Source organism: Chryseobacterium sp. MYb264, assembly GCF_035974275.1.
Taxonomy (GTDB): domain Bacteria; phylum Bacteroidota; class Bacteroidia; order Flavobacteriales; family Weeksellaceae; genus Chryseobacterium.
In genome coordinates this window covers 2,572,060-2,598,477 of sequence record NZ_CP142422.1, presented here as the reverse complement: position 1 = coordinate 2,598,477, position 26,418 = coordinate 2,572,060, and the positions used below count along the sequence as shown (strand labels likewise).

Sequence of the window (26,418 nt, the reverse complement as noted above, 5' to 3'; positions counted from 1 at the left end):
TGGATGGTGTTTTAATTGTGATATTGTGATTAAAATTAACAATGTTTTAAATTAAATACATTTTGTATTGATTTTTAATGTAGCTTTATTATAACATATTATAAAATTAAAACTATGATGCAAATTAACTATTGGGCTATTTTCGTAGCTGCACTTGTTCCATTAATAATGGGATTTATCTGGTATCATCCCAAAATTTTTGGTAGAATCTGGATGGAAGAATCCGGATTGACAGAAGAAAAAATGAAAGGCTCTATGATTGGTGTCTTTGTTTTCTCTGTGATTTTATCCTTATTGATGGGGCTTTTTCTTCAATTTGTCACTATTCATCAGTTTGGAGCACTGGGAATGGTAGGCGGAGATGAGCTGAATGCTAATGATTCTTATCACGCGTTTATGAAAGACTATAAAATGGCCTATCGCTCTTTTGGACACGGGGCTTTACATTCTTTCATGGCAGGATTTTTATTTGTTTTTCCGATGACGGCAATCAATGCAATGTTTGAAAGGAAATCCTGGAGATATACGATGATTAATTCTGCTTACTGGACAATTACCATCACCATTATGGGCGGAATTATCTGCGGCTGGTATGCGGTAGACGGTTTTCATTGGGTAACACAAAAATAATTTGAACATATTTAAAAGATAAGGCTACTTTTGCGTAGCCTTTTTTATGTCATATACTTTGAAAATTTACAGTAAGACTTCTGATTTGCCTGAAAATTGGAATGCCATCGTTGGAAATCATAATATCATGCTTTCCAAAGAATATTTTTGTGTTCTTGAGGTCTCGAAACCAGAGAATATGGAATGTTTTTTTTTCGGATTTTTTCAGGATGATCAATTGATTGGCGGCGCTTTGTTTCAGTATTTGGATTTTCTTCAGCATAAAACGTTTCAGAAAAATGAGATGTTGTGTGATATGCGGAATTTTACAGCCAGACAATTCAGCAAAGATGTGATGATTCTCGGAAATAATATGCTGACGGGACAAAACGGGTTTTATTTCGATGGTTCGAAAGTTACCATAGAAAAGATGGTTTCACTTCTGGACGAAGCCGTCTGCAGAATGCAGAAGGAAATCCGAAAAACAGACTTGGTTATTTATAAAGATTATCAGTCTAATTTTGTAAAATATTTTCAGGATAAAAACCACGAATCGTATTTCAGGTTTTCAGTGCAGCCCAATATGATGATGAGGCTCAGGGAAAATTGGAAAAATTTCAATGATTATTTGAGTGATTTTTCTAAAAAATACCGCGACAGAGCTAAATCTGCGAAGAAAAAATCACTTGGCATTATAAAACAGGAACTGAGCTTATCTGATATCAGAAAGCATCAGCATACCATGAATGTTCTATATCAAAATGTTGCTGAAAATGCTCCTTTCAATACTTTTTTTCTCGCTGAAAATCATTTTGAAAAAATGAAAGAATGCCTGAATAAAAATTTTAAAATTTTCGGATATTTTTTTGATGATAGGCTTGTCGGTTTTTATACCTTAATTCTTAACTCAAAAGATATTGATACCTACTTTTTAGGGTACGATAAAGAAATTCAAAAACAGATGCAGCTTTATCTGAATATGCTCTTAGATATGGTTGAATTTGGAATAACTCAACAGTTTTCAAGAATAATTTTCGGAAGAACGGCTTTAGAGATAAAGTCAACAATCGGAGCAGAACCGTTTGAAATTTTCGGATTGATCAAGCATAATAATTGCGCCATTAATCCATTTATGAAAAATATTTTTCCGTCTCTTTCCCCGAAAATAGAATGGATTCAGAGAAAACCTTTTAAATAGTTTATGTTGTTGCATTTTCTGTGAAGTATGTTTTTAAGTAAATTTAACTAAAACGGAATTAATTTTAATATCATATTATGAGTAATTGTTGATAAAAATTTTGATTTTTGCCGCAAACTTTTAACATGAAAAAATTCAATATTCTATTTCTTTTATTCTCTACTTTATATTATAATGCGCAGATCATTTCCGGAACGGTTATTTCCAATGATGAAAAAAGACCAATCCCTTATGTGAAAATAGGTGTGGAAAAAGAGTCGACCGGCGTGATCTCAGATGAGAAAGGGAATTTTACCATTGATCTTTCAAAGTCAAATGCTTCCCATAAAGTAAAAATAGATGTTGCCGGTTACGAAAGTTTTTCAGAGAATATTAAAGATTTCATTCAGCAAAATCCACGAAAAATTATTTTAAACGAAAAAGTAAAGGATATTCAGGAAGTGAAAATTGCACCGAAAAAATTAGTTGATAAAAATTGGGGTGTTAAGACCAAAACAAAGAGCATAATGTACTCTTTAAACAAAGATTCGTCGCCTGAAGATTATTTGGAAACTGCTTTGGAATTTAATACAAACAAAAGAGCAAAAATTAAAAATATTAATCTGAATGTTGTAAAAATAGATTCTGAACAGCCTATTTTAATACGTTATAGTATTTACTCAGAGAAAAATGGTTTTCCGGATAAAAATATTCTAAATGAGGAGATTACAGTAAAATTAACGGAAGATAAGCTGAAGGACGGTACTTTTACGCTTGATGTAAATGATCGTAATATTTGGTTGCAAGGAAAATTTTTCGTAGGAATACAATTTTTAAGAAAAATTGAGGGTGGAATAAAAATTAGTGCAGCATTATTCAGAACGGGATATATTCGAGAGTTTTATGGTGACTGGAAAAAAATGTCTATCGCAGCTCCGGCAATTAATATTGACGTAAAAGTGGATAAGAGCGGAAAAAATCTCAAAGACGAAGTGAAAGATAACAGCGACAGAGCTTCAATGCTTACTCCGGATCTCAGCCAGTACAATATGGAGTCTGAAGCTTCTATTTACGGAAGAAATGAAACGGCAGGAAAAACGGTGAAACTGAATGATGCAGCATTATATTACGAAACCTATGGCGAAGGAGAGCCTCTTATTTTACTTCATGGAAACGGCGGTAGCATCAAAGAGTTTTACAGGCAGATTCCTGAGCTTTCAAAGCAATTCAAAGTGATCGCCATTGATACCAGATCTCAGGGGAAAAGTGAAGACCTTACGAAAGGGAATTTAACCTATAAGATCTTTGCTGATGATCTTAAAAATATAATGGATCAATTGAATTTGTCTAAAGCCAATATTCTGGGGTGGAGTGACGGTGGAAATACAGGACTTGAATTTGCTTTAAAATATCCTCAAAACGTAGAAAAATTAATTATCATTGGTGCGAATGCTTATCCGCAAGGCGTTGACGGAGAATTATTGAAAAATTTTAAAAGCAAAGTGAAATTCATGGAGCTTTCTCAACAGGCAGAATATAATAACGAAAAAAGATTACTGAATTTAATGTTAAATGAACCTAATATTACCAAGAAATCCTTAAATACAATAAAAAGTAAGGTCTTTGTAATTGCCGGGGAGAATGATGTTATCAGAAAAGATCATACAGAAATGCTGGCTAAAGAAATTCCGAATGCAAAACTGAAGATTTATCCGAAGGTTTCTCATTATCTTCCTTTTGAAATTGCGGATGAACTGAATAAAGATGTGATTGATTTTTTGAAGAATTAAATTACTAAATCAAAATATAAAAAACACTTTCGAACGGCTCGGAAGTGTTTTTTGTTTAATCTAAAGTCAGTCTTTTTAAAGACCATGAACTGCCATTGTAAATATCCAGATCTACTTTGGTGTTAATGCCTTGTACGATTCCGTTTTCGGTGAACTGCCAAAGATCCCAGTCGCTGTCCGGAGATGGAGTAGGGACGTCATTATAATTGGCCAGCCAGAGCGGATAATCATCAAAATCGCCTTTCAGAAAATCTTTATAATAATGATAATAGGTGTAAATAATTGGCTTTTCACCATAGGTTTCTTCCACGATTTTACACCAGATTTTTAAATCCTCCACGAGCTTTTTGTTGGTTTTACGTTTCGGAATCTTTTCAATATCAAGTATGGGAGGTAGGTCTCCACTTTCCAGTTTTACGTTTTCTAAAAAATTATTAGCCTGAATGACCGGATCTTCATCAGCGCGATAAAAATGATAGGCACCGCGGATAAGATCATTTTTTTTAGCCTGCTCCCAAAACTCATCAAAATGTTTATCGGCATTACGATTCCCCATGGTGGCTCTCATCACCACAAATTCCAAGGGAATTGTTTTATTTCCGATGGTCAAACTGTCCCATTTGATGTCTTCTCGGTTTTGATAATGTGAAATATCAAAACCATATGTTTTATCAAGGTTATTGGACAATATTTTCTGAATTCTTAAGGTTTCAGTTTCGTTGTTGTGAAGCTTTTTATGTGTGAATTTATTAAAGTAAAGGGCGTAATAGTAACTGATTGATTGTTTTAGATATAACCCCGTTCCGATTAATGCAATAATCAAAATAGCCAATACCACTTTGCGACGGAAAAAATAGTTCTTTCGTCGGTTATTATGGAGCCTTTTGGCGGTCTTTTTGCTGTACTTTTTCGGTGACATAAAGTTTTACAAAACTAACTTTTTTCACTACTAAATGCTAAATAAAATCAGTAAATTTGTATACTATGGAAACACGCGAAAAGATCATCATTATAGGAGGAGGATTTGCGGGGCTGCAACTTGCAAAAACATTAAATAACAAGAACAAAAAAGTCATTGTTTTAGATCGGGTAAACCATCATATGTTTCAGCCTCTTTTCTATCAGGTGGCGTGTGGAAGGATAGAACCTTCCAATATTTCTTTTCCTTTCCGGAAGATTTTCCAGCAGTCCAGAAATACACAGTTCCGGATGACAGAAGTACGCGAAATAGATGCGGCAAACAATAAAGTTATTACGGAAGAAGCGGAATTTACTTACGATAAGCTCATCATTGCCACCGGCTGTAAAACCAATTTTTTTGGAAATAAAGATCTTGAAAATAAAGCTTTCGGGATGAAAAATACCCAGGAAGCAATTGGGATTCGTAATCACGTTTTAATGACCTTTGAAAAACTGATCATTGAGAAAGGGCGAAGTGATGACGGAAACTGGAATATTGTGATCGTAGGAAGTGGTCCTACCGGAGTTGAACTCGCGGGAGCTTTTGCTGAAATGAAAAAGGAAATTCTTCCACGAGATTATCCTTTTATGAATTTTGACCATTTGAATATTATTCTGGTGAGCTCTACAGAAAAGCCTTTAGCAGTAATGAGCTCCGAGGCTCAGGAAAAATCTGAAAAATATCTGAAAGAGCTGGGGGTTACTTTTCTCAGTGAAGAATATGTGACAGATTACGACGGTGACAAAGTACACATGAAAAGCGGGAAAACAATTGCTTCCAACAACGTCATCTGGGCAGCGGGAGTTACCGGGAATGTAGTCGACGGTTTTCCGGAAGATAAATTGATAAGAAACAGATATATTACAGATCGTTATAATAAGATAAAAGGATATGATAATATTTTTGCCATTGGGGATATTGCTTATATGGAGACTCCAAAATATCCGCACGGACATCCTCAGGTGGCGAATGTAGCGATTAATCAGGCAAAGAATCTGGGTAAAAATCTTTTAAAGAAAACAGCTGCCGATTGGGTGGAGTATGAATACAAAGATCAGGGCTCATTGGCTACTATCGGAAAGCACAGAGCCGTCGTAGATCTCCCTTTTATAAAATTTCAGGGATTTTTGGCCTGGTATTTCTGGATGTTCCTACATTTAATGCTAATTTTGAGCGTTCGAAATAAACTGGCCGTGTTCTTCAACTGGATGTGGAGTTATTTCAACAAAGATTCGTCTTTACGACTCATTATTTTACCTAATAAGAAAAACGAAACAGTACAATGAGAATTGATATAATAAGTGTACTTCCAGAATTAATGGAAAGTCCTTTTCAAACTTCTATTTTGAAAAGAGCAATGGATAAAGGTCTGGCCGAAGTACATTTTCATCAGCTGAGAGATTGGGGACTTCACAAGAAGAAGCAGGTTGATGATGAACCTTACGGTGGCGGTGCAGGAATGGTGATGATGGTTGAACCTCTGGATAACTGTATTTCTGAGCTTAAATCGCAGAGAGAGTATGATGAGGTAATCTATCTGACGCCGGATGGTGTTACTTTAAATCAAAAAATAGCGAATACGCTTTCTATTAAAGAGAATCTAATCTTTGTATGCGGTCATTATAAAGGGATCGATCAGCGTGTGCGAGATCTGCACGTGACAAAAGAAATTTCTATCGGAGATTATGTGCTGACCGGTGGTGAGCTAGCAGCCTGTGTTCTTGCTGATTCTGTCATCAGACTGCTTCCCGGCGTGTTAAATGATGAACAAAGTGCTTTAACCGATAGTTTTCAGGATGATCTGTTATCTCCTCCTATTTATACCCGTCCTGAAATTTATAAAGGTCTGGGGGTTCCAAAAGTTCTTTTAAGTGGCAATTTTGGCAAAATTGAAGAATGGCGTCATGATGAAGCGGTGAGAATAACAAAAGAAAAACGTCCCGATTTACTATGATAATTGGTAATAAAGTTAGTTTTCAGGATTATAGTTCTATAAATCATTTTTTAATTGGAATGATAATTGTTATAAATGCGTTTGAAGTTAAAATATTATCTTTTATAGGCCTTAAATGAGTTATTTTTTTTCTTAAATTTAAAAAAATATATTCTATTTTATTTTAAGAAAAAAGTAATTAATTTCAAATATGTTGAAATTTTTAACCAAATTAACCATTGTGGTTAAACGTTTTTTCTAAAATGTGACTATTTGAATATAAAATAAATATGAAAATATTGTAAATAAATTAATCATATTTAAAAAAAAATAATAAATTTACATCAAGAAAAGTGTAGTATAAACTTTAGGAAAGAAATGCGTGTTGATGGAGCTGTTCTCTTTTTATAATGTAGAAAATTTATTTTTACCGGATCCCCCGCCCAAACATAAGCTGGATCCCACGATATCGGGATTGAGGAATTGGGATGAAAAGCGATACAAGAACAAGCTCTTTAAAATTTCACACGTTTTTCAGCTAATGAAAGAAAAAAATGGTAATTTGCCATTTATCATAGGTCTTTCTGAAGTTTCCGGAAGGAAAGTACTGGAAGATCTTGTGCAGCTAGAACCTTTTAATTCTCAATACGGAATTGTTCATTACAATTCCATGGATGAAAGAAAGGTCGATGTTGCCATGTTATATGATAAGGATAAAATAGAGGTAATAGATTCAGAAACGATTACTTACTTCTTTGAAATTATAGATAAAAACACAGAGAATTACGATACAACTAGGGATGTACTTTATTCAAAAGTGAAATATAAAGGAGCTGTCCTAAACATTTTTATTGCGCACCTTCCCTCTAAGCGCGAAAAGGATGTTAACAGACCCAAAAGAGCCTTTATACTCTCAGAAATTCGGGGCAGAATTTTGAGCCTTCTGGATAAAGATAAGGAACATGTAATTCTTTGTGGTGACTTTAACGAAAACCCAGATGATGAAAATTTGAAAAAAATTCTCTTCGATGATAGCCAGATAAAGGTGTTGGAAAACCCTTTTGAAGCGCTGTTTTCTGCCAGAAAATATTCTACTTTTCATTACAAATCCGGACTGTTGTTTGATCAGATTATTTTGTCAAAATCTTTATTTGACGGTGATGCTGTACTTTGTTTCGAGAAAGCAGGGATCTTTAATTCTGAAAAAATAAGAAGCCGCAACAGGAATTTTGAAGGCCGACCTTTCCGTACTTACGCCGGTACAAGATATTTGGGAGGGTACAGTGATCATTTTCCGGTTTTCGTGGAATTCACAGGTTTATAATATTGTTAATTAAAAACATGAATAATAAAAAAAAGTAGAAAAAATGAAAAATTTAAGCAACGCAAACTATCATTTGGATTCCATTGACAAGGAAATTATCTATATGCTGATGGATAACGCTAAAACATCTTTAGCCCATATCTCCAAAAATGTAGGGATTTCGACAACAGCTGTTCATCAGAGAATAAAAAAACTGGAACATGCAGGGGTTATCGAAAATTCAATTTCTTTTCTGAATCCTAAGAAAATAGGGTATAAGGTAATATCATATATCGGGGTATTTTTGGATCAGCCCAGCCATTACCCGGATGTCGTAAAATCATTGAAAGATATCAATGAAGTCGTGGAAGCTCACTATACTACAGGAAATTATACCATCTTCCTTAAGGTCCTTTGTAAAGATAATGATCATCTTATGCAGATTTTGAGTAAACTTCAAAAGCTGAAAGGGGTGACAAGAACGGAAACTTTCATATCTTTGGAGCAAGGAATTTACAGACAATTGAAAGTATAACAGATTATGAATATTGCGCAATATTTGGATTCAACCTATTTGAAAACTCCTGAACAGTCAGGCCTATCAAAAGAAGAAACTTTAAAAATTAACGAGAAACTTGCTCAGGAAGCTATTGATAATGGTATCTTTGCCGTCATGATTCGTCCAGATTATGTGGCACCGATCAAAAAGTATATTCAGGATAGAAATTCAGATGTTGTCGTAGGAACGGTTATCGGTTTTCATGAAGGAACCTATAATATCGACGAAAAATTGACAGAAGCCGGTAAGGCTATTTCAGACGGGGCCGACGAATTGGATTTCGTAATTAATTACACAGCATATCTGAAAGGAAATCTGGATATCGTAAAGGAAGAATTTGTTCAGTGTACCCGGTTATGTTTACAGCATCATAAAATAGCGAAGTGGATTATTGAAATTGCTGCTTTAAATGATGAACAAATTGCAGATCTTACTCAACATATTTCTCATTGGGCTGAAGAAAATTTCTCAGAAGGTGATGTAGCATCTATTTTCGTGAAATCTTCAACGGGGTTTTATCAAACGAAAGATGGAAAGCCGAACGGAGCGACGTTTGAAGGCATCCAAATTATGCTGAACAATGCAGGAAAGCTGCCGGTAAAGGCTGCCGGAGGAGTGAGAACTCCCGAAGATGCAGAAAGAATGATCAATCTCGGAGTAAAGAGAATAGGTACCTCTTCAGCATTGGCTTTAATTAAAAATGAGTCGGCCTCTGGAACGTATTGAAAAGTCAGATAAATAATAAAAAATAAACCATCAAAATTGACTTTGATGGTTTATTTTTTTATTCTATGCCTCTTGCTGTGCAAGATATTCTTTATAAAACTGTTGGGTTTCTTTAATCAGAGCATCCATTTCTTCTAAAGTAAAAACTTCAAGGAATTTTTTTCTGAAATCTTTGAAGTGAGGAACTCCGCGGAAATAGTTGCTGTAATGCTGTCTCATTTCCACAAGCCCTAATCTTTCGCCTTTCCATTCAGCACTCCATTCAGCATGTTGACGAACCGCCAGTAGTCTGTCTTCGATAGTGGGGGCAGCCAAATGTTCTCCCGTTTTAAAAAAATGTTTGATTTCATTAAAGATCCACGGATACCCGATAGCGGCACGACCGATCATAATCCCGTCACACGCATATTTTTGTTTATATTCCAACGCCTTTTCCGGAGAGTCAATATCGCCATTTCCAAAAATAGGAATTTCAATATTCGGATTTTGTTTGATTCTTGAAATGTGTTCCCAATCTGCTTCACCCTTATACATTTGTGCACGTGTTCTGGCATGAATAGTGAGCGCCTTGATACCTGTTTCCTGAAGCCGTTCTGCAACTTCATCGATGTTAATGGAAGTAGAATCCCAGCCTAATCTGGTTTTTACGGTAACAGGAAGACTGGTTGACCTAACTACGGCTTTCGTTAAGCGGACCATAAGGTCAATATCTTTTAAAACTCCGGCGCCGGCGCCTTTGCAAACTACTTTTTTTACGGGACATCCGAAATTAATATCAACTAAATCAGGATTGACGGTTTCCACTATTCTTGCAGACATGGCCATAGCTTCCTCGTCGCCACCAAAGATCTGGATACCGACAGGACGCTCGTAATCAAAAATATCCAGTTTCTTTCGGCTTTTCATGGCATCACGAATCAAGCCCTCAGAAGAAATAAATTCTGAATACATTAAATCTGCACCATGCATTTTACATAGCTTTCTGAACGGAGGGTCGCTCACATCTTCCATAGGAGCCAGTAAAAGCGGAAATTCCGGCAGTTTTATATTGCCTATTTTTATCATGCTGCAAAATTACAAAATTTTAAACTTCCGAAAATATAATTGTATCTATTAATGTAAGAGATGAGATGGAGGAAGGTTGTAAGGTAAAAGTAAAAAGTAAAAAGTAAAAAGAGCCAAGTAGAGGGATCAGGTGGGAAGATGGAAGTATTGAAGTGGAATATGATGATATTTATTTAAAGTGGTAAAACGTCTAATTATTCAGATTTTTTTTATCATATTTTATTCTTGCGGCAGAAGTATGCGATAATATGTAATTTTGACTCTAAAACTCTAAAACTCTAAAACTCTAAAACTCTAAAACTCTAAAACTCTAAAAGCTCGCCTTCACCTGCATACTTCCAATATGGATGGTTCGCTCTCCGGAGTTTCTTCCTTCGTAATTCAGATTTAATTGCAGGAAAGAATTCAGAGCCTGCTGGATAAATACACTCCAAACCTGGTTTTTTCCGGGTTTCAGACCGTCAAGCATCTGGTTACCGACAATACTGAAATTATTTCCGTTAAAGTTATTGTTAATGAAAGAAAAATTCCCTCTGATAGAAGTTTTCTTGCGCTCCCATTGAATGGTTCCTGTAATGTCAAAAGCCTTTAATAATTCTTCACCGTCCAGCCTTTCTTTTTGTCTGAAAGCAGAGGAGAGCTCAGCCTGAATGGCATCTGTAAATTTATAGGTAGCCTTTGGTTTGGTTTCAAAATTACTTAAATGATAATCTCTTGTGGCAAATAATTGTGATGAATTCTGAATATCGTGCACGGAATTTTCCCAGTCTATCCTGAATTCTTTATTAAACCAGTAGCCTATGTTTACAAAATGAGAAGTTTGCTCGCGTTCTTCATTACTGAAATTGGCATTGATGACATTGTCATTGGCTATAAAACGGTAGTTACCATTCCAACCTGACTTTTCGGTAGGGCTGAACTGAACAGAAGCCAGGATATTTTGATTTTTCAGAATCTGATCATCACTTTTTTCAAAAGGATTGAGTACTAAAACTTTATCTTTTTTATAAAAAGAGTTTTGTGAATTTAAAGAGACATTAAAATTCCAGCGTTTTAAAAAGGCATTTTCAGAATTAAAAATGATGGAAGGATTTACAAATAATGCCAATTGTAACTTGTTTTTATTGGAAGGAATATATCGTACAGAATTCGTGTAAACCCTTATATATTGTGCTAAATCTGAATATTCTGCAATTTCAAATTCATCAAGCTGTTGAACACCATCACCGTTATAATCCGTCCATTTATAAACTCCCTGTCCGTCTGTCACTTTTATATATTGGAACTCTCTTTGTGCTTCCTGGCCATTACCCAATTCATAAAAAGCCTGCAAACGCATTCCGTTTCTGAATAACTGCTGGTTATACAGAATATTTCCGACGACAAAGTCATTATTTCTTGCTGCATCGACATCCTGATTCTGATAAAAGAATTTTCTGTAATGGAGAAGTACGTTAAGCGTTGTTTTTTCACTTTTGATCAACTGACTTTCGGCCATGATTCCCAAAATATTATTCATATTCTGAAGTTTGTTATCACGTACCGAGTCGTTATCGCGCATATAAACTTTGGCTAAAAGCTTGGTTCGTGTACTGTCCCCAATTTTTTTCTGAACAAAGAGTTCCTTCCAGCTGAAGCTTGTAACATCCATTAATTGGGTGTCATTGTATGTTTTTTCATTATGCTCCATACTTCCCCCCAATGTCCAGCTCCCTTTTTTGCCGGAATATTCTGTAGAAGCACCACCCCGGATAAATTTAGTATCCTGAAGGGTCGCGTTGGTTCCGAGGTAAGAGAAATTTCCCTTGGTGAAAAATTTTCCTTTGATCCAGCCAAAGTCCAGATCATTTTTAATCCCTTTATAGGATTCTTTTTCATCCAGATAGTTGATGCGGTAGTTTAAGGTTGATTTATTATTCCATTTATTCAGAAAACTGAAAATAAATCTGTTCTGTGTTCTTCCGCTGAATTCCTGAGCAAGGTTGAAATCTCTGGAGAATTCCACATCATTGATACGGTCCAGAATATGAAATTGCTTGTCAATGTATTGATATTCAAAACTAGGTGTTCCTTTCCAGTTATTTTTCGAGAAGGTTTTATTTCCGAAAATACGTCCCGCGTATCCTAAATTCTGGTCAGAGTCTTTTGATGAAAATAGGTTGAGATCATAATTACTTAATGAGAAATCTGCTCCTATCTTTCCATCTTTCAATGCTACTTCTGTATTCACAGAATACACCTGCGCTTTTTGTGGAGAAGGAAGTTTTCTCACGGCTCTGTAATCTCCTTGATTAGGTCCTACATATTCAAAAACACGTCCGTTATTAGTGGTTTGTGATGTTTTATAATCCCCTAAATTAGCTCCGAAATAGGTGTAAGAGACCTGATAAAGTGTTTCGTCAGCATCGGTGGAAAATTCATAATAATTGCCATTGCCGTTTTGAACTAAACGATATAAAATCTTATTGACATCATAAGGGGTAACTACTCCGGAAGGAGCATACATAAGATCAGGATTATTGCCTGCGTCAGCGAGAATTTGCTCGTCCTCCTTGGAAAGATTTAAAGCTAACGGAGCATTTTTATTGTCATTTTCCATGAACCAATTTAATCCGACTTTGAATTTTTCCCTTTTATGCTCCACTTTTCCTGTAAATAAATACCTGGAATAATTCCGGTTGGTATAGTTATAGGAAATGGTAATAAAGTTCTGCTGGAAAATAGGGCGGAAACTGGTAAATGTGACTTCACCGGTATTGTAATTAATGACATAATCCTGGTTTTCCCCGCGTTTCATTAAAATACCATCAATAAAAACCTGCTCGGAACCTGAAATAAGAGTGATAAACTGTTCCCCGTTTTTCCCTGTTAAACGGTAGGGCCCCTGATTGCCTTCCACCCCCTGAAAGCGGACTCTGTGAAACTCACTTCGGGCAACCCCCATGGACACATCGACAAATGTTTTGTTTTCTTTACCAAATTCAGTCTGAAACTCAAGACCCATACTTCGTCTCTGGAATTTGGCAAAATAGTTTTTAGCTTCAACAAGATCTAAATGTCCGGCTCTTAAGATAGACTTGTCTTTTATATTAAGCTGCATGTATATTTTGTCGAACTCTTCCAGGGTTTGGGTATAACCATCCGCCTGAATAGGAAGGTTGTGATCTGAAATACTTGCTAAGATGGTGACATCTTTTGACAGTCTTCCTGAAATCTGAAGATCCATAGAACTCTGGACGGACTGCCCCTGATTATTACCAAAAGTAATTCCACGGATAATCGAGCCTTTAGAGTTAAGTTCTCCTAAAAATCTTTTTTTATCATTTTTAGCCAACACAGCCTCATCCACGATAATTCTGTTACTGGTTTTAACAAAATCGAGAGTGTCTTTAGCGAAGATGTCCTGCTCCAGTCTTGCAGCCAGTATACTGTCTTTTTTTACAGAGTCCTGAGGAATATTGGGATTCTTCCACGTAAAAGTCTGACCATTTATTGTCAAAAGGCCCATGAAAAATATCACGAATATTAGAAAAAAATTCCGCAAGAACTTAAAAATAATTGGTAAAAATAACTAAAAATTGTTTATAATTAAGATTTTAGCATTATTAACAAAATTTTAGCCAATTTATTGTGTTTAAAGTCTAATTCGAATTATTTTTAAGATTCAAAATGATTAAAAATAAAATTTCGAAACAATGAAAAAACTTTATCTAGCGATGATGATCTGCTTGGCATGTTCAGTTTTCGCACAAATCAGTCTTACCACAATGAATGTGGAGTATACCCAGAATTTTGATGGATTGGTAAGTACCGGTACCGGATCCACAACCCTTACAGAAAACCTCACGGGCTGGAGTATCTTAGAAACGGGCTCTGCTGCCAATACCAGCTATACAGCAGCTAATGGATCTTCAGGCTCAGGAGACACTTATAGCTATGGGGCAGCGGGAGACAGTGACAGAGCTCTCGGAGCAGTAGCCAGTACGAATTTGACATCGCGATGGGGAGCCCATTTTAAAAATGATACCGGCTACAGCATCAATCAACTGCTGGTTTCATACACCGGGGAAGAATGGAGAATGGGAAGCACCGGAAGAACTACACAGGACCAGATTATTTTTGAAATCAGTACCGATGCTGTTTCATTAAGTACAGGAACATGGACCACAGTTTCCGGGCTTTCGTATATGACAACAGATATCTCAGGAAATGCAGGTGCGAGAAATGGGAACAATGATAATTACAGGTCACTGATAAGTTCAACCATTACGGAACTGAATATTGCTCCGGGAGAGCATTTCTGGATCAGATTTGTGGATGTAAATATTCCCGGAAATGATGACGGTCTTGCTGTGGACGATTTTTCACTGACCCCACAGAATTCTTCTTATCTGGGAACCGCAGAACATTTTATTTCCCCCAAAAGCTTCCTGAAAGAAACAATGGTAACCAATGAACTTATATTTGGGATAAAGGCTGAAGTAAAGATATATGACATAAACGGAAAACTTGTTAAAAAGGCATTGGTTACGCCAGGTATATCACTTGATATCAGCGGTTTGAAATCGGGAGCATATATAGTGGCGGGAACTTCGGAAAGCCAATTTCTTTCGGTGAAAATTATTAAGCTCTAATTTTAAGTTATTGTTAATTATCATATGCCGTCAAAATATGGCGGTATATTTTTTCTAGTTTTACACCACTAATTTAAAACTTTACGAAATGAAAAAGATTTATTCGCTTTTTGCTACAGTAATGGTAGTGTCCGGTTTTTTTGCTCAAACTGTATTCAGTGCAACATTTGATGATGTATCAGGAACAGGTGGAAACAGTGGTGGATGGAGTGGAAGTGCAGCTAATGCTGGCTACACTGATGGAAATACTTCTTATACCACAGGAGGAGCATGGGATTTTTCAAAAGTGTATAAAGGAGATCAATGTATTAAGGTAGGAACAGGTAATAGCAAAGGAAGTGTTAAAACTCCTAGTTTCACTTTAACAGGTAACGCCACATTAACTTTCAGAGCTGGAGCCTGGAGTGGAAGCAGTGAGTCAACTACTTTGAAAATTTCTGCTACGGGAGCAACTTTAAGTCAAGCTACGGTAACGATGGTTAAAGGTTCATTTTCCGATTACACTGTGAATATTACAGACGCTACCGGAGATGTTACGCTAACTTTTGAAGGAAATGTTGCTTCTAACAACAGATTTTTCTTAGATGATATTGTGGTAACGTCGGCAGCTGTTTTGGGAGTTTCTGATTTCGCTTCTGCAGCTAAAGGAAACTTTGTGAAAAACACATTTGTTAAAACCAATGAAATTACTTTCGGTTCAGATGTAAAAGATGTAAAGATTTACAATATGTCAGGACAGATTGTAAAATCAGCTTCTGTAAAATCAGGTGCTTCGGTTAATGTAGCAGAACTTGCCAAAGGAAATTATATTGTTACAGGAACTGTAAACAATCAGTCGGTTTCTCAGAGAATCCTGAAAGACTAATCTCAGATTAGAATTTTACAAACATAAACAGCTTCTCTTTTTAGAGAAGCTGTTTTTCGTTTAGCATGTAATGATGGATTTATTATCCCGATCTCAGGTCGAAACGGATCAAGTACAAAAGTTGGGGACTAGGCAAAAAATTTAGATTATGTAAGATGAAATTTTTTGCTCTCGTAGATTTTGCAAATGAAGCGGATTCTTTTCCTTACACTTTACATATTGAAGACGAAGCCCCACCAAGTTTTTTGACAACTCCCGTTTTAAGTCGCACTAAGCCGTTCTATTGATAAAAGACCGGAAAGATGAAGCAAAGAAAATCAACGATATCATCTTTGAAAATCTGTGCGATCCGTGGGAAATAAAATGAGTGCATTCGTGGCGATTATTTTTCAGCCCTCAATTTTATCTTTGATAAAATCCTTGCGATTTAAAATATTAAGCATTCAAAAATACCTTTAGGCCTTCGAAAAACCAACAGAGACAGCATCATCTGCGAATTTAGTACCAACCTCTTCTGGTGGCATTAACAATAGAACCTAAATTAAGTACCAAAGTATATCGGATGCGTCTGGCATAATCTTTAAATCCGGGTTCAAATCCCAGTGAAGACTGAACAGGGAAGTATATTTCGAGGAAATCGGGGATAACTCTTACCTTTATACCACTGTCCCAAATAAACTGGGTGGTCTGATTTTTATTCTTATACATGCCGGCATCTGCATAAACGTGGAAAATTTTCCATACACTGGTGTCAACATTCAGAGAAGTAATCCACTGATTTACAGTTCCAGGAATAAAAGACTTAAAGCCCCCGTCCGCCAAAATATACTGCTGCGATAAGATTCCACTATTGGCACTTTCACCCAGCAGGGTATAAGAAAAAGCGTAATTGGAAACTCTGGAAATACCGTAATTGAACATGGCATTTCTGGTCTCATTTCTGGCAAAATATCCGGCAAATGCTCTTACACTCAACTTTTGCTTTGGTGCAAACTCCCATCGGTAAAGCCCTTCTGCGGTAATTTTATTAAAATCTTCCATCCCCTGAGTACTGATGCTTAAACTTTTTTCATGAATCATCTGACTGTCGGTGTACCCATAGCCTAAGCTCCAGAGATTATATTTGCTGTAGTCTCTTCGGGCTATTCTTATAGGGTTCAGATCTCTTTCCAGATAATTGTATGAAAAAGAAACACCGCGTCCTACAGTACTTCTCGGGTCTTTTCTAAAGTTAATCGAGGTGAAGAACGATGCTTTTCTGTAAGCAAGATTATAATCATAGTGAAAATATGATCCCGAAACACCAAAAGTCAGGCTTCGGATAATACTTTCAGCAGGCAAAATAGAATAAGAGACGGCTCCTGAGCCTGTCAGTTTTCCTGTTCCTGTACTGTACATCGGAGTAAACGAATAGAGAAACTTCTGATCAAACAGTGACTGATTTTTAAAATTAAAACCTAAAAGAAATTTATCGTATGCATTATTAAAACGAACTCTCGGACTGATATAAATTTCATTGAATTCAGGGTTTGGGATATCTTTTATCAGCTTAAGCCTGATCTTTTTATTGTTTGAGAAAAAGCCTTTGGCATATAAAAAATTATCTCTGTAGTTGGATTCAGGGAAGATATAATTATCATTTAACGTGATTTTATTAATATCTGTGGCAGGGATTGTAAATGTTTTTACTTTTTCCCTTTCGTCTGTTTCGATCCAGTATGATTTTCTACCGCCATCGGTGTTTTCGGTTTCCAGTTTTACTGGAATGGGCGCATCTGTATTTTTTGTTATATGAATATGTAGAGAATCTTCTTCTTTTTTTATGCGCTTTAATTTGAAATTTATCCTGTTCTTCTGTCTTAAGAATTCACTTAGGTAGCTGGTGGTTTTGTCTTTTTCCGACAGTTCTTTCAGAAAGTCTTCAGGCTGTATAGGTCTGTCTGTATTTTTGGTGATAAAATCTTTAACCAGTGTATTGAAATGATCATAGCCCATTTTGTCGGCTGAATAGCTCAATAGGCTTCCGGTCTCAAAACTACTGATGGCCATATCATTAAAATTACTCAGCTTTGAGAACTGATCGTCAATTTTTTGATCAAGATTTTGAGACATAATATACTGATAGGCCAATCCGTACCGATCAATCAATTTCACCTCGGAGGCATGAAACAGTTTCAGTGGTTTCATACCCAGAATTTTGGTTTCTGGAAGGAAACCGAGAATTTTAGTTTCACCGTAGAATTTCTGTAAATACTGTATTTCGAGATAAGATTTTAACCCATTTTTAAACCAGTGTTTATTTTCCTTATCCGCAATCACCGTTTCATCAAGAATTTTTTTAGTGATGATTCCAAAATAATCCAAGTCAGTTTTCTCTGCATCGGTGAACATCTGAAATCTAAGTTTCCAGAATCTGATATCATTATTTCCGAAAAAATCCTCCTTTGTCCTGAACTTATCTGTAATGAAAAGTCTTTCAGGAATGATGCCGATTCGGTCTTTAATAAATTTTAAATGTAGAGGAAGAAAAAACTCAAGATCCTGCTTTTCCTGAGGTTTGAGAGGATAACCAAATATTATTTCAGTATCTATTCCTTCCGAATGTATACCTATGGAAGAAAATGGTCGATCCGAGATTAAAAATTCGGGATCAGAATCTAAATATCCTTTGAAAAAATTCATCTGGATCTGCTGAAGGTTGCTTTCGATAAAACTGTTAACGGGTGCATCGAAATTAACGGTCCAGTAGGTATTGAAGTTCACCGTTTCTTCAATATCATAATAATCTCTTTTCAAAATATTGTCCGGATCAAAATGATCCGGAACAATAAAGAAATATTTTAAAGCTATATTTTTATCAGATGTTCCATAGCCCGTAAATTTTTTATCGGGAAGCTGCATCTGATATTGCAGTTGTAAAATCACTTTTTCACCTGGTTTCAAAGGCTGAGAAAGCGGAACAAATAACGTTTCTTTTGAAAAATCTTCCACAGAAACTTCCTGATTTTCGGAATTTTTTACATGAAGCTGTAATAATTTTCCCTGTTGTTCAGGTTGTGCAAAATGAAGATCATTATTTCTGTCTTCAAGTTTTCTGTACACCAAAGATGTTCCTCTTTTGTGATAAGCCGAAACCCAATTGAGAAGTTTTACGGTGTTAAGCTCCTTATCGGAGTGGTTGTAATAGGTAATTTCCTGATTTACGTCCAGTATTTTTTTGTCGGCCGATAATTTGGCTTCAATATAAATACTGTCTTTCTGTGCAGAAACCTGAACAATTCCCAAAAACAAAACAAAGCAAATACTAAACTTTCTCAATTAAATGTGATAAAGCTCCAAATATAATTTATTTTAGTTAAAATATGCTGAATTTTAACTTAAGTTTTTAGTTCTGAATTGCTTTTTTCTCTAAAGAGCCTAAATAAGCATTCCAACCTTCATTTTTATAGTTTAAAGCAGACTGCTCAGGGTTTTCAGATTTATAAATGCCTCTTCCTACAATAATAAAGTCCGTATGAAGGGTTTTAAAAACATGTTCCGGGGTATTATACTGCTGGCCTTTTCCATCTCCTGAATCTGCTAAATTGACTCCCGGGGTAAATAATAACATTTCATCCGGAAGTTGATTCTGGGAAACCCCACCGATTACGTTTGGATGAGAAAGCGCAACTTTCAACGCTTCTTCACGATAGCTGCTAGTTGTTAAAGTTCCTTTTGAAGACATTCCTATAATGGCAACAACACCTACGTTTTTAAAACAGTCTAAAGATTCAAAACCACCAATAACCTGAGAAGTCACAAAATCTGCCCAATCCGTGATTTTGAAAACCCCGCTTGTAAACTGAAGCTCCTGGGTATTTCCGATATCAGCAAATTTTCTGTCTTCCATTAATAAAAACTGATGTTTTGAAGCCAACGCTTTTAGTGGAGCAATTGTCTTTTCATACTCGAAGTCCGAAATAATATCTATATGAGTTTTCAGAGCAATAATATGTGGGCCTACTTTCTCCGCAAAATCCAATAGTTCATGGGTGGTTGTAACGTCTGCGGAAGCAATAAGGTTTGATTTTTTTTCTAATGCAATTTCTAATAATTTTTTGGAAACCGAGTGTTGAGCGACGTTTAATTTTTGCTCGTAAGAAGATCTCTGCTTTTCTTCAAACTGAATATGATTTCCTTTCAGGAAATCCTGAATTCTTTTTACCTCTTCATCACTTAGCTGCCCGTCTTCCTGAAGAATAGCACAGACTTCTGAAATGTTAAAAAGCGTATGAACTCTGTATCCTTTGCTTTCCAAAAGTTCTTTTCCGCCCTGTTCTCTGTCCAGAACCACTACGATATCAGCTACTTTCAAGTCTTCCTGCTCAACTTCAGCAATGGTTTCAACCAAAGATTTTCCGGAAGTAATGACATCTTCTACCAAAAGACAGTTTTGCCCTTTCTGATAAATGCCTTCAATTAATTTTTTTGTTCCGTAACTTTTAGCTTCTTTTCTTTTGATAATTAATGGAATATAACTTTCTAAAGACATAGCTGTTGCCATGGGAAGAGCCGCGTACGGCACTCCGCAAATCAAATCGAAATTATCTAAAGGAAGCATTTCCAATAAATAATTAGCAAGATTTTTTAAGATTTTAGGATCTGAAGCCAATGGTCTTAAATCTACATAAAACGGACTTTCGATCCCACTTTTTAATGTAAATCTTCCGAATTTAATGATACCTAGTTTGTAGCATTCTAAAAAGAATTCTTTTTTACTTTCCATTATTTTTTATTAGATGTTGCAAATTTAAGGATTTACGGTTAAAAGTCAATTGTGAATTTGTTTAGTATTAATTTGAAAATAGTAAATAAAAAAACCATCCCGTATAGAGATGGTTTCTTATTTATTTTACAATTTCTGCATCGATTATTTTAGTGATGCCCGAACTGTACTTGCGTTCTGCTTCCCACAGGAGAAATTTATCAACTTCTTTAACCAGTTTGGGAATAACAAGCGACAATACTGCCAAATCATCCAAAACTCCAAGCACGGGAATAGCTACTTCCGGAATAAGGTCTATCGGTGAGATCACATATAATAAACCTAACAGAGGTAAAATCATGTCCATTGATTTTACGGGATAAGATCCCTTTCTCCATGCTTTTATCATTCTGAAAATATCAGGGATTTTTTTTAGAAAGCCCTTATGGCTGATGGCTTCTTTAGCTACGTGTAATTTTGAATATTTCATTTTGTGTTTAGTTTTAAAATAATTTTCAACAGTATAAATTTCGCAAATTCTGTACCAAGTAATTATAAATTTTAGTTAAATAATTATTTAATAATATTGTCAATAAACTGATGGACAGTCTCTGTGTTCCAATCTTTATAAGCATCTTCCTTGATCATGATTCGTCCTGTTTTATCCAAAAGAAAAGTAGTGGGGAACGCTTTTGGTAACAGCTTTTCGGAGATCGGACTTTGAGCGATGTATACAGGAACATTGTAATTATTATCCTTCAGGAATTTTCTTACCGCATCTTCCTGATCATTCATGGCGATCAACACAAAATCTACATGGTCTTTTCTAGAATCATACAGTTTCTGAATGGTAGGCCATTCTTTTCTGCACGGAGGACACCATGTGCCCCAAAAATTAAGAAAAACAGGCTTGTTTTTAAATGTTTTCAGATTAGTGCTCGGAACATTGATTCCCTTTAATTCTATATCATAATCGTCTTCGCCAATATGCACTGCATTTTCAATAGTAGCAACCGGGAAAAAGGTATCTTTCAACATATTTCTTACTCCGGGAATGAAGGCAATTCCTCCGATAATAACAATTAATACGAGATAAATTATATTTTTTTTCATGAAAATGATACTATTTATTTTACTCCAATATATTGGAAGCCATCTTTATTTTTCTGATAAATCAGATATTTATTTGAAACCACTCCTTTGTCATTCACCACCGGAATATACAAATTATTATGATCAAATTTAATGAGTTTCAAAGGGCGTTCGGGTCTGTCTACCACGCTGAAAAAATCAAAATTAGCTTCAATTTTGTTGAGACTTTTTGTTTTGGTCTTAAAAATTTTATCGGAATCAATCAATTCATTATGACGAATCGTAAAAGCCTGAACAGCCTGTGATTGGTCCATGGTTGAAAAAATTCCGTTAAAAATAACGAGATAATAATTTACGTTATTAATGTCTGTTTTCAAAATTTCAGATACAAAATGATGATTTTCCTCCTGATCTTTGGTGTAAACAGTTTTCACTTGTTTACCGGAAGAATATTGAATGATCTGATCATAACTTTTCATCGTTCCTCCCAATTCAGTATCCCAAACATAGAATCTTAATTTTTTATCCTCAGAAGTAACGACATCAATTCCAATTTCTTTGAATTGCTTAAAACTGTAATTTAGTGTTTCAGGATTTTCAGAAATAAACTTTTTAAAATCTTTAGAAAATTGTACAGACTCAATATCTTTATTGTCGTAATCGTTATTTTCCCGAATCTTTTTATATTCTGTAGCGAAATAAACTTCTTTAGCCTCAAATGCTCCTTTTTGTGCATACGAAAGCGTTGAAATGAGAATACAAATAATAAAAAATCGTACAGAATTCATATTAAAGAAGATCTAAAATTTCCTGAACAGCATCTTTACCTCTATTTTTTGCATAGTAGATCTGAAGATCATTGTAAAAATTATCTTTCGGATAACCTTCAGGATCTGCTTTATGTTTCATCAACAATTCTTTTCCGTATTGAGGACGCGGGCCCCAAGAATTTTTTACGTTAAAATCTTTATCCAGAATAATAACTTTCGGAATAGATTCTGTTCCGTTGGTCTGAAATTGATTGATTAAACTTTTATCGCTGTCTCTAAGGAAAATTTTAACCTCATTTTTACCTTCAAAAAATTTAACCAAAGCCGGAACGGTAGAGCTTGCATCACCACACCAAACTTCAGAAATAATTAAAATCTTTCCATCGAAATTTTTAGCGGTAAGTTCCTGCAACTGCTCTTCATTTGGGATAAATTTTTTCAACGTTCTGTCGATTCTCTGAAGTCCCAGTTCGTAATATTGTTGATAATCAATTTCCTGTTGTGTAGCAGGACTTTCAAGTCTTTGTTTTCCGATTTCAAGATATTCCTCGAAAGAAATTCCTTTATCCCAGTAATTTTTCATCTTTATATATGATTAAAAATTATTAATATTTCTTGTCTTATTAATTAAAAATAAATCTGCCAGTACAAATGCTGCCAAACTTTCAACTACAGGCACCGCTCTCGGGACAACACAAGGGTCGTGACGGCCTTTTCCTTCCACAATCACAGGATTTCCATCTTTATCGATGCTTTCCTGAGGTCTGATAATTGTGGCCACAGGTTTGAAAGCAACACGGAAATAAATATCCATTCCGTTAGAAATTCCTCCCTGAATACCTCCCGAAAGATTAGATTTAGTCGTAAAATCTTCGTTGAAAAGATCATTATGTTCTTTTCCTGTCATTTTTGCACCGCAGAATCCGCTTCCATATTCAAAACCTTTTGCAGCATTAATGTTAAGCATTGCTTTTGCCAATTCAGCCTGAAGTTTAGAGAAAACAGGTTCACCAATTCCCACCGGAACATTTTTAATCACACAGGTAACAGTTCCACCAATCGTATTTCCTTCTTTTTTGATCTCTTTGATTCTTGCAATCATTTTCTCTGCAGTTTCTGCATCCGGACAACGAACTTCATTGCTTTCCGTTTGAGAAAAATCTAAAGCCTGATATGGTTTTTCGCAGAAAATATCGCCTACAGAAGAGACATAAGCGTTGATTTCAATATTTGATAGTAGCTGCTTCGCCAAAGCGCCAGCCACTACCCAATTGATGGTTTCTCTTGCCGAAGATTTTCCTCCGCCACGATAATCTCTGATCCCAAATTTCTGATCGTACGTAAAATCGGCATGACTTGGACGATAAGAATTCGCGATGTGATCATAATCTTTTGATTTCTGATTTTCGTTTTCGATGATAAAACCAATTGGGGTTCCCGTGGTTTTTCCGTCAAAAATTCCCGAAAGAAATTTCACCGTGTCACTTTCTTTTCTTTGTGTCACGATAGCGGACTGTCCGGGTTTCCTACGATCTAATTCATGCTGAACTTTATCAAGATCAACCTCCAGACCTGCCGGAAAATTATTGATGATTCCACCATAAGCCACACCGTGACTTTCTCCAAATGTTGTAAGACTGAGAAGATTACCTAAAGTATTGAACATAGTACAAAAATACCGTTTTTTATTCAGATAATAAAGTTTCAGGATTTGTTCTATTTATAGTTGTTTTTGATATTATTGATAACGTTTTCCGCTTCTTTTTTTTCTTTCGGTGTTAAATTTTTCCAGATAAATCCTTTTTGAATATTATTTTCATCAATTAATTGCGGAAAAATATTTGCTTTAACATCATCAAAAATAAAACCTGTAGAAATGGCAGGCGGTTTTGTGTCAAAATTATAAGGATAATTATTTGATACGTTGAGTTTTAAATTTCCGACTTTAAATGTTTGATATTGATTGTAATCGTAAGTTGATGGCTTGTAAATTTGCTTTTGATTGAATTTTGCCATGTAATTTCCCAATCTGAAACTCGGAGCCAACTTTTGAATGATATTCGGAAATGATAAAAACAGAACGAAAAATATACTTAAACCTGAAAATAGTATAATTGATTTTTTCTGATTAATAAGATGAAAAAACATAACAAAAATAATCACAAAAAATACATCAATAAAAAATCTGTATTGCGCGGAAAATGATAAGACTAAAATACTTTTTATAACAATTGAAATGCAAATAAGAGTAATGATTTTGTTCTTTTTGATATAGGTAAAAATGATAAAAATTAAAAGACTGAGAATAAATAAAATATTGATCTTTGATTTGATTCCGTTTAAGAAAAGCCAGTTTTTAATATAATCAAAACCTGAAAATTGTTGAATTTGTGAATAAGAATATTGCATGTCATAGGTTTTCATAATGGCATATTGAGACGATATTCTTAAGACTTCGGGATTAGGTTTCCAGTACATTCCCAAGTCTCCAATTGCAACCGGAAAAATAGGATACCCGAAAGTCCATACATTTTTAATGAAGAATAAAATTAAAATTAAACTTCCCGGAATTAAATATTTAAAACGCGATTTAATGATGAAAATAGAGTAGAGGAAACTTAAAATCGGAAGCCAGATCATGGTGGGTTTGATGGCAAAAACAAAAACTGAAAATGCGAAAAGCAGATTTGTATTTTTATTGCCTTTTAAAATTTCATTTAAAATAATTAATGAAAAAACAATTACGGGTAAATCCGGACTTGGCGATTGTGAGAAAAGCAGTAAAACCGGGATAAAACACAATTGAATCCAGCTTTTCTTTTCTATAACATAGATGGAATAAATTATCAGTAAAATTCCGTTCATTCGTAAAAAAGGGTCTGAAAAATGTGAAAATCCAGCCTGAAAAATATGCCAGATCGACATTTGTCCAAGTATGAGATCTAAGTTTGAAATTCCTTTTACCATTCCAAATTCTCTCAACCATTTTATCGTGGGAACGTAATATCCGAAATGATCTAATATATAAGGATGAAATGAAGAACAGAATAAAATTATCAATGAAACTATGCTTAATAATGAAATTTCTTTCTTTGAGAATTGGCAAAAGTCTTTATATAATTTATGGTAGACAAAAGAAAATAATCCTATTGATAAAGTTATTATTTCTGTATAGAAATCAATAGCTCCAAAAAAAGATTTAAGTGTTAATAATAAACTTAAACCTAATATGCCGATTAAAATATTTCTTGAAATACTTTTCTCCTGAGAAAAAAATGTGAAAATTTTCCCCAATCCCATTAAGGTCGGAATGATGAGAATGGTGGAAAGAAATAATAACAGCATAAAAAAGATTGCCTAAAAATAAGCAATCTTTTATAGTTATCGTGAAAATAATAAATTATTTAGGCTGTACTCTTCCGTCTTTTCTGTCGCCGGCTCTACCGATCGTATAACCTGTAGCACCACCAACAACACCGCCGATTACCGCACCGAGACCTCTGTTTTTCTTAGCGATAATTGCCCCTGCGGCAGCACCACCTACCGTACCGATAATGGTTCCTTTGGCGGCTTTACTCATCCCTTTTTTCTTGGTTGTTCCTTGTGAAGAGCTACTTCCGTTATCGGCGTAGTTACCATTTGAACTTGAAGAATTTCTATCTCTGTATATCGTTTTCGTTTCTCTTATCACTTGCGGTTTTGAATTGCTAGCAGCCGCTTCCTTCACTTTTTTAGCTTCTACAATGCTGTCTGCTTTTTTCTGAGCTTCATAAGCCATTTTTTCTTTCTCAATTGCTAATTTCTGCTTTTCAATTTCAAGCTGTCTCATCTGGAACTCCATTTTCTGTTGTTCCAAAGATCTTTCCGCCACCTGATCATCTTTTTTACAGGCTGTCATTAAAAATACTGACAAAAATCCTGTTAACACTAAACGTTTCATAATTCAAATTTTTAGAAGTGAATTAAAAGTCTTGATGACCTTTAATTGTGTAGGTATTTTCAATTATAAAGCCAAAACCGAGTTAACTAATGTTAAATAATCTAAAATTATCTTAAAATAAATTTTTGATTTTATGCAATGAATAAAAAATTTCTATTATCTAATTGATGTTTGAAATAATATGCAATTATATTTTACTGATTATTATTTAATTATCTTTTTTTTTATGATAAAGTAAAATTGAATTAAT

General features: G+C 35.0%; 22 protein-coding genes. 10 read left to right on the top strand and 12 right to left on the bottom strand.

What is annotated here, in order from left to right; genetic code table 11:
- Nucleotides 1-114 precede the first annotated feature (114 nt).
- The 3 genes from VUJ46_RS11105 to VUJ46_RS11095 all read left to right on the top strand — a co-directional run bounded on the left by VUJ46_RS11105 (nt 115) and on the right by VUJ46_RS11095 (nt 3,576).
- Nucleotides 115-630, top strand: a complete 516-nt coding sequence (locus tag VUJ46_RS11105; protein ID WP_326985045.1) for a DUF1761 domain-containing protein — start codon at nt 115-117, stop codon at nt 628-630.
- 46 nt (nt 631-676) lie between these two features.
- Nucleotides 677-1,807 carry an 8-amino-7-oxononanoate synthase gene (locus tag VUJ46_RS11100; RefSeq protein WP_326985044.1) on the top strand — a complete coding sequence of 377 codons (1,131 nt, stop codon included), beginning with the start codon at nt 677-679 and terminating at the stop codon, nt 1,805-1,807.
- Between the two features lie 125 nt (nt 1,808-1,932).
- On the top strand, nt 1,933-3,576 hold the full coding sequence (locus tag VUJ46_RS11095; RefSeq protein ID WP_326985043.1) for an alpha/beta fold hydrolase: 1,644 nt from the start codon (nt 1,933-1,935) through the stop codon (nt 3,574-3,576).
- Between the two features lie 55 nt (nt 3,577-3,631).
- Here VUJ46_RS11095 and VUJ46_RS11090 read toward each other — a convergent pair whose 3' ends face one another.
- Entirely contained in the window at nt 3,632-4,495 is an 864-nt protein-coding gene (locus VUJ46_RS11090) for a glycoside hydrolase family 25 protein (RefSeq protein WP_326985042.1), read from the bottom strand.
- 65 nt (nt 4,496-4,560) lie between these two features.
- On the opposite strand from VUJ46_RS11090, the gene VUJ46_RS11085 reads away from it, so the two are divergent.
- The 5 genes from VUJ46_RS11085 (at nt 4,561) to deoC (ending at nt 9,058) form a co-directional block, all read left to right on the top strand.
- On the top strand, nt 4,561-5,823 hold the full coding sequence (locus tag VUJ46_RS11085; protein WP_326985041.1) for an NAD(P)/FAD-dependent oxidoreductase: 1,263 nt from the start codon (nt 4,561-4,563) through the stop codon (nt 5,821-5,823).
- Nucleotides 5,820-6,491 carry a tRNA (guanosine(37)-N1)-methyltransferase TrmD gene (gene trmD / locus VUJ46_RS11080; protein WP_326985040.1) on the top strand — a complete coding sequence of 224 codons (672 nt, stop codon included), beginning with the start codon at nt 5,820-5,822 and terminating at the stop codon, nt 6,489-6,491. Before VUJ46_RS11085 ends, trmD begins: the two co-directional genes overlap by 4 nt.
- Before the next feature lie 367 nt (nt 6,492-6,858).
- Entirely contained in the window at nt 6,859-7,794 is a 936-nt protein-coding gene (locus tag VUJ46_RS11075; protein WP_326985039.1) for an endonuclease/exonuclease/phosphatase family protein, read from the top strand.
- Between the two features lie 43 nt (nt 7,795-7,837).
- Nucleotides 7,838-8,308 carry an Lrp/AsnC ligand binding domain-containing protein gene (locus VUJ46_RS11070; RefSeq protein ID WP_326985038.1) on the top strand — a complete coding sequence of 157 codons (471 nt, stop codon included), beginning with the start codon at nt 7,838-7,840 and terminating at the stop codon, nt 8,306-8,308.
- A gap of 3 nt (nt 8,309-8,311) precedes the next feature.
- The gene (gene deoC, locus VUJ46_RS11065) at nt 8,312-9,058 is read left to right on the top strand and encodes a deoxyribose-phosphate aldolase (protein WP_326985092.1); all 747 of its coding nucleotides are present in this window, start codon (nt 8,312-8,314) and stop codon (nt 9,056-9,058) included.
- A gap of 63 nt (nt 9,059-9,121) precedes the next feature.
- Here deoC and dusB read toward each other — a convergent pair whose 3' ends face one another.
- Together dusB and VUJ46_RS11055 are read right to left on the bottom strand one after the other, a co-directional pair.
- A complete protein-coding gene (gene dusB, locus VUJ46_RS11060; protein WP_326985037.1) occupies nt 9,122-10,123 on the bottom strand; it encodes a tRNA dihydrouridine synthase DusB in 1,002 nt (333 codons plus the stop codon).
- Nucleotides 10,124-10,433: 310 nt separating this feature from the next.
- Nucleotides 10,434-13,631 carry a hypothetical protein gene (locus tag VUJ46_RS11055; RefSeq protein WP_326985036.1) on the bottom strand — a complete coding sequence of 1,066 codons (3,198 nt, stop codon included), beginning with the start codon at nt 13,629-13,631 and terminating at the stop codon, nt 10,434-10,436.
- 187 nt (nt 13,632-13,818) lie between these two features.
- On the opposite strand from VUJ46_RS11055, the gene VUJ46_RS11050 reads away from it, so the two are divergent.
- Together VUJ46_RS11050 and VUJ46_RS11045 are read left to right on the top strand one after the other, a co-directional pair.
- The gene (locus VUJ46_RS11050) at nt 13,819-14,757 is read left to right on the top strand and encodes a T9SS type A sorting domain-containing protein (protein ID WP_326985035.1); all 939 of its coding nucleotides are present in this window, start codon (nt 13,819-13,821) and stop codon (nt 14,755-14,757) included.
- An 88-nt stretch (nt 14,758-14,845) separates the two neighbouring features.
- Nucleotides 14,846-15,622, top strand: coding sequence for a T9SS type A sorting domain-containing protein (locus VUJ46_RS11045; protein ID WP_326985034.1), 777 nt, complete (start codon nt 14,846-14,848; stop codon nt 15,620-15,622).
- Between the two features lie 498 nt (nt 15,623-16,120).
- Here VUJ46_RS11045 and VUJ46_RS11040 read toward each other — a convergent pair whose 3' ends face one another.
- The 9 genes from VUJ46_RS11040 to VUJ46_RS11000 all read right to left on the bottom strand — a co-directional run bounded on the left by VUJ46_RS11040 (nt 16,121) and on the right by VUJ46_RS11000 (nt 26,168).
- Nucleotides 16,121-18,940: an aminopeptidase gene (locus VUJ46_RS11040; RefSeq protein WP_326985033.1), complete on the bottom strand. Its 2,820-nt coding sequence runs from the start codon at nt 18,938-18,940 to the stop codon at nt 16,121-16,123.
- A gap of 67 nt (nt 18,941-19,007) precedes the next feature.
- Nucleotides 19,008-20,387 (bottom strand): orotidine-5'-phosphate decarboxylase, encoded by a 1,380-nt coding sequence (pyrF, locus tag VUJ46_RS11035; protein ID WP_326985032.1) that lies wholly within the window; start codon nt 20,385-20,387, stop codon nt 19,008-19,010.
- A gap of 121 nt (nt 20,388-20,508) precedes the next feature.
- On the bottom strand, nt 20,509-20,856 hold the full coding sequence (locus VUJ46_RS11030) for a YkvA family protein (RefSeq protein ID WP_326985031.1): 348 nt from the start codon (nt 20,854-20,856) through the stop codon (nt 20,509-20,511).
- An 83-nt stretch (nt 20,857-20,939) separates the two neighbouring features.
- A complete protein-coding gene (locus VUJ46_RS11025; RefSeq protein ID WP_326985030.1) occupies nt 20,940-21,479 on the bottom strand; it encodes a TlpA family protein disulfide reductase in 540 nt (179 codons plus the stop codon).
- A 14-nt stretch (nt 21,480-21,493) separates the two neighbouring features.
- Nucleotides 21,494-22,246, bottom strand: a complete 753-nt coding sequence (locus tag VUJ46_RS11020; protein WP_326985029.1) for a hypothetical protein — start codon at nt 22,244-22,246, stop codon at nt 21,494-21,496.
- Between the two features lies 1 nt (nt 22,247).
- On the bottom strand, nt 22,248-22,811 hold the full coding sequence (locus tag VUJ46_RS11015) for a thioredoxin family protein (protein WP_326985028.1): 564 nt from the start codon (nt 22,809-22,811) through the stop codon (nt 22,248-22,250).
- Nucleotides 22,812-22,823: 12 nt separating this feature from the next.
- A complete protein-coding gene (gene aroC, locus VUJ46_RS11010) occupies nt 22,824-23,894 on the bottom strand; it encodes a chorismate synthase (protein ID WP_326985027.1) in 1,071 nt (356 codons plus the stop codon).
- A 50-nt stretch (nt 23,895-23,944) separates the two neighbouring features.
- Complete coding sequence (locus VUJ46_RS11005; protein WP_326985026.1) at nt 23,945-25,573, bottom strand: LIC_10190 family membrane protein; 1,629 nt, start codon at nt 25,571-25,573, stop codon at nt 23,945-23,947.
- A 55-nt stretch (nt 25,574-25,628) separates the two neighbouring features.
- A complete protein-coding gene (locus VUJ46_RS11000; protein WP_326985025.1) occupies nt 25,629-26,168 on the bottom strand; it encodes a YMGG-like glycine zipper-containing protein in 540 nt (179 codons plus the stop codon).
- Between the last annotated feature and the right edge of the window lie 250 nt (nt 26,169-26,418).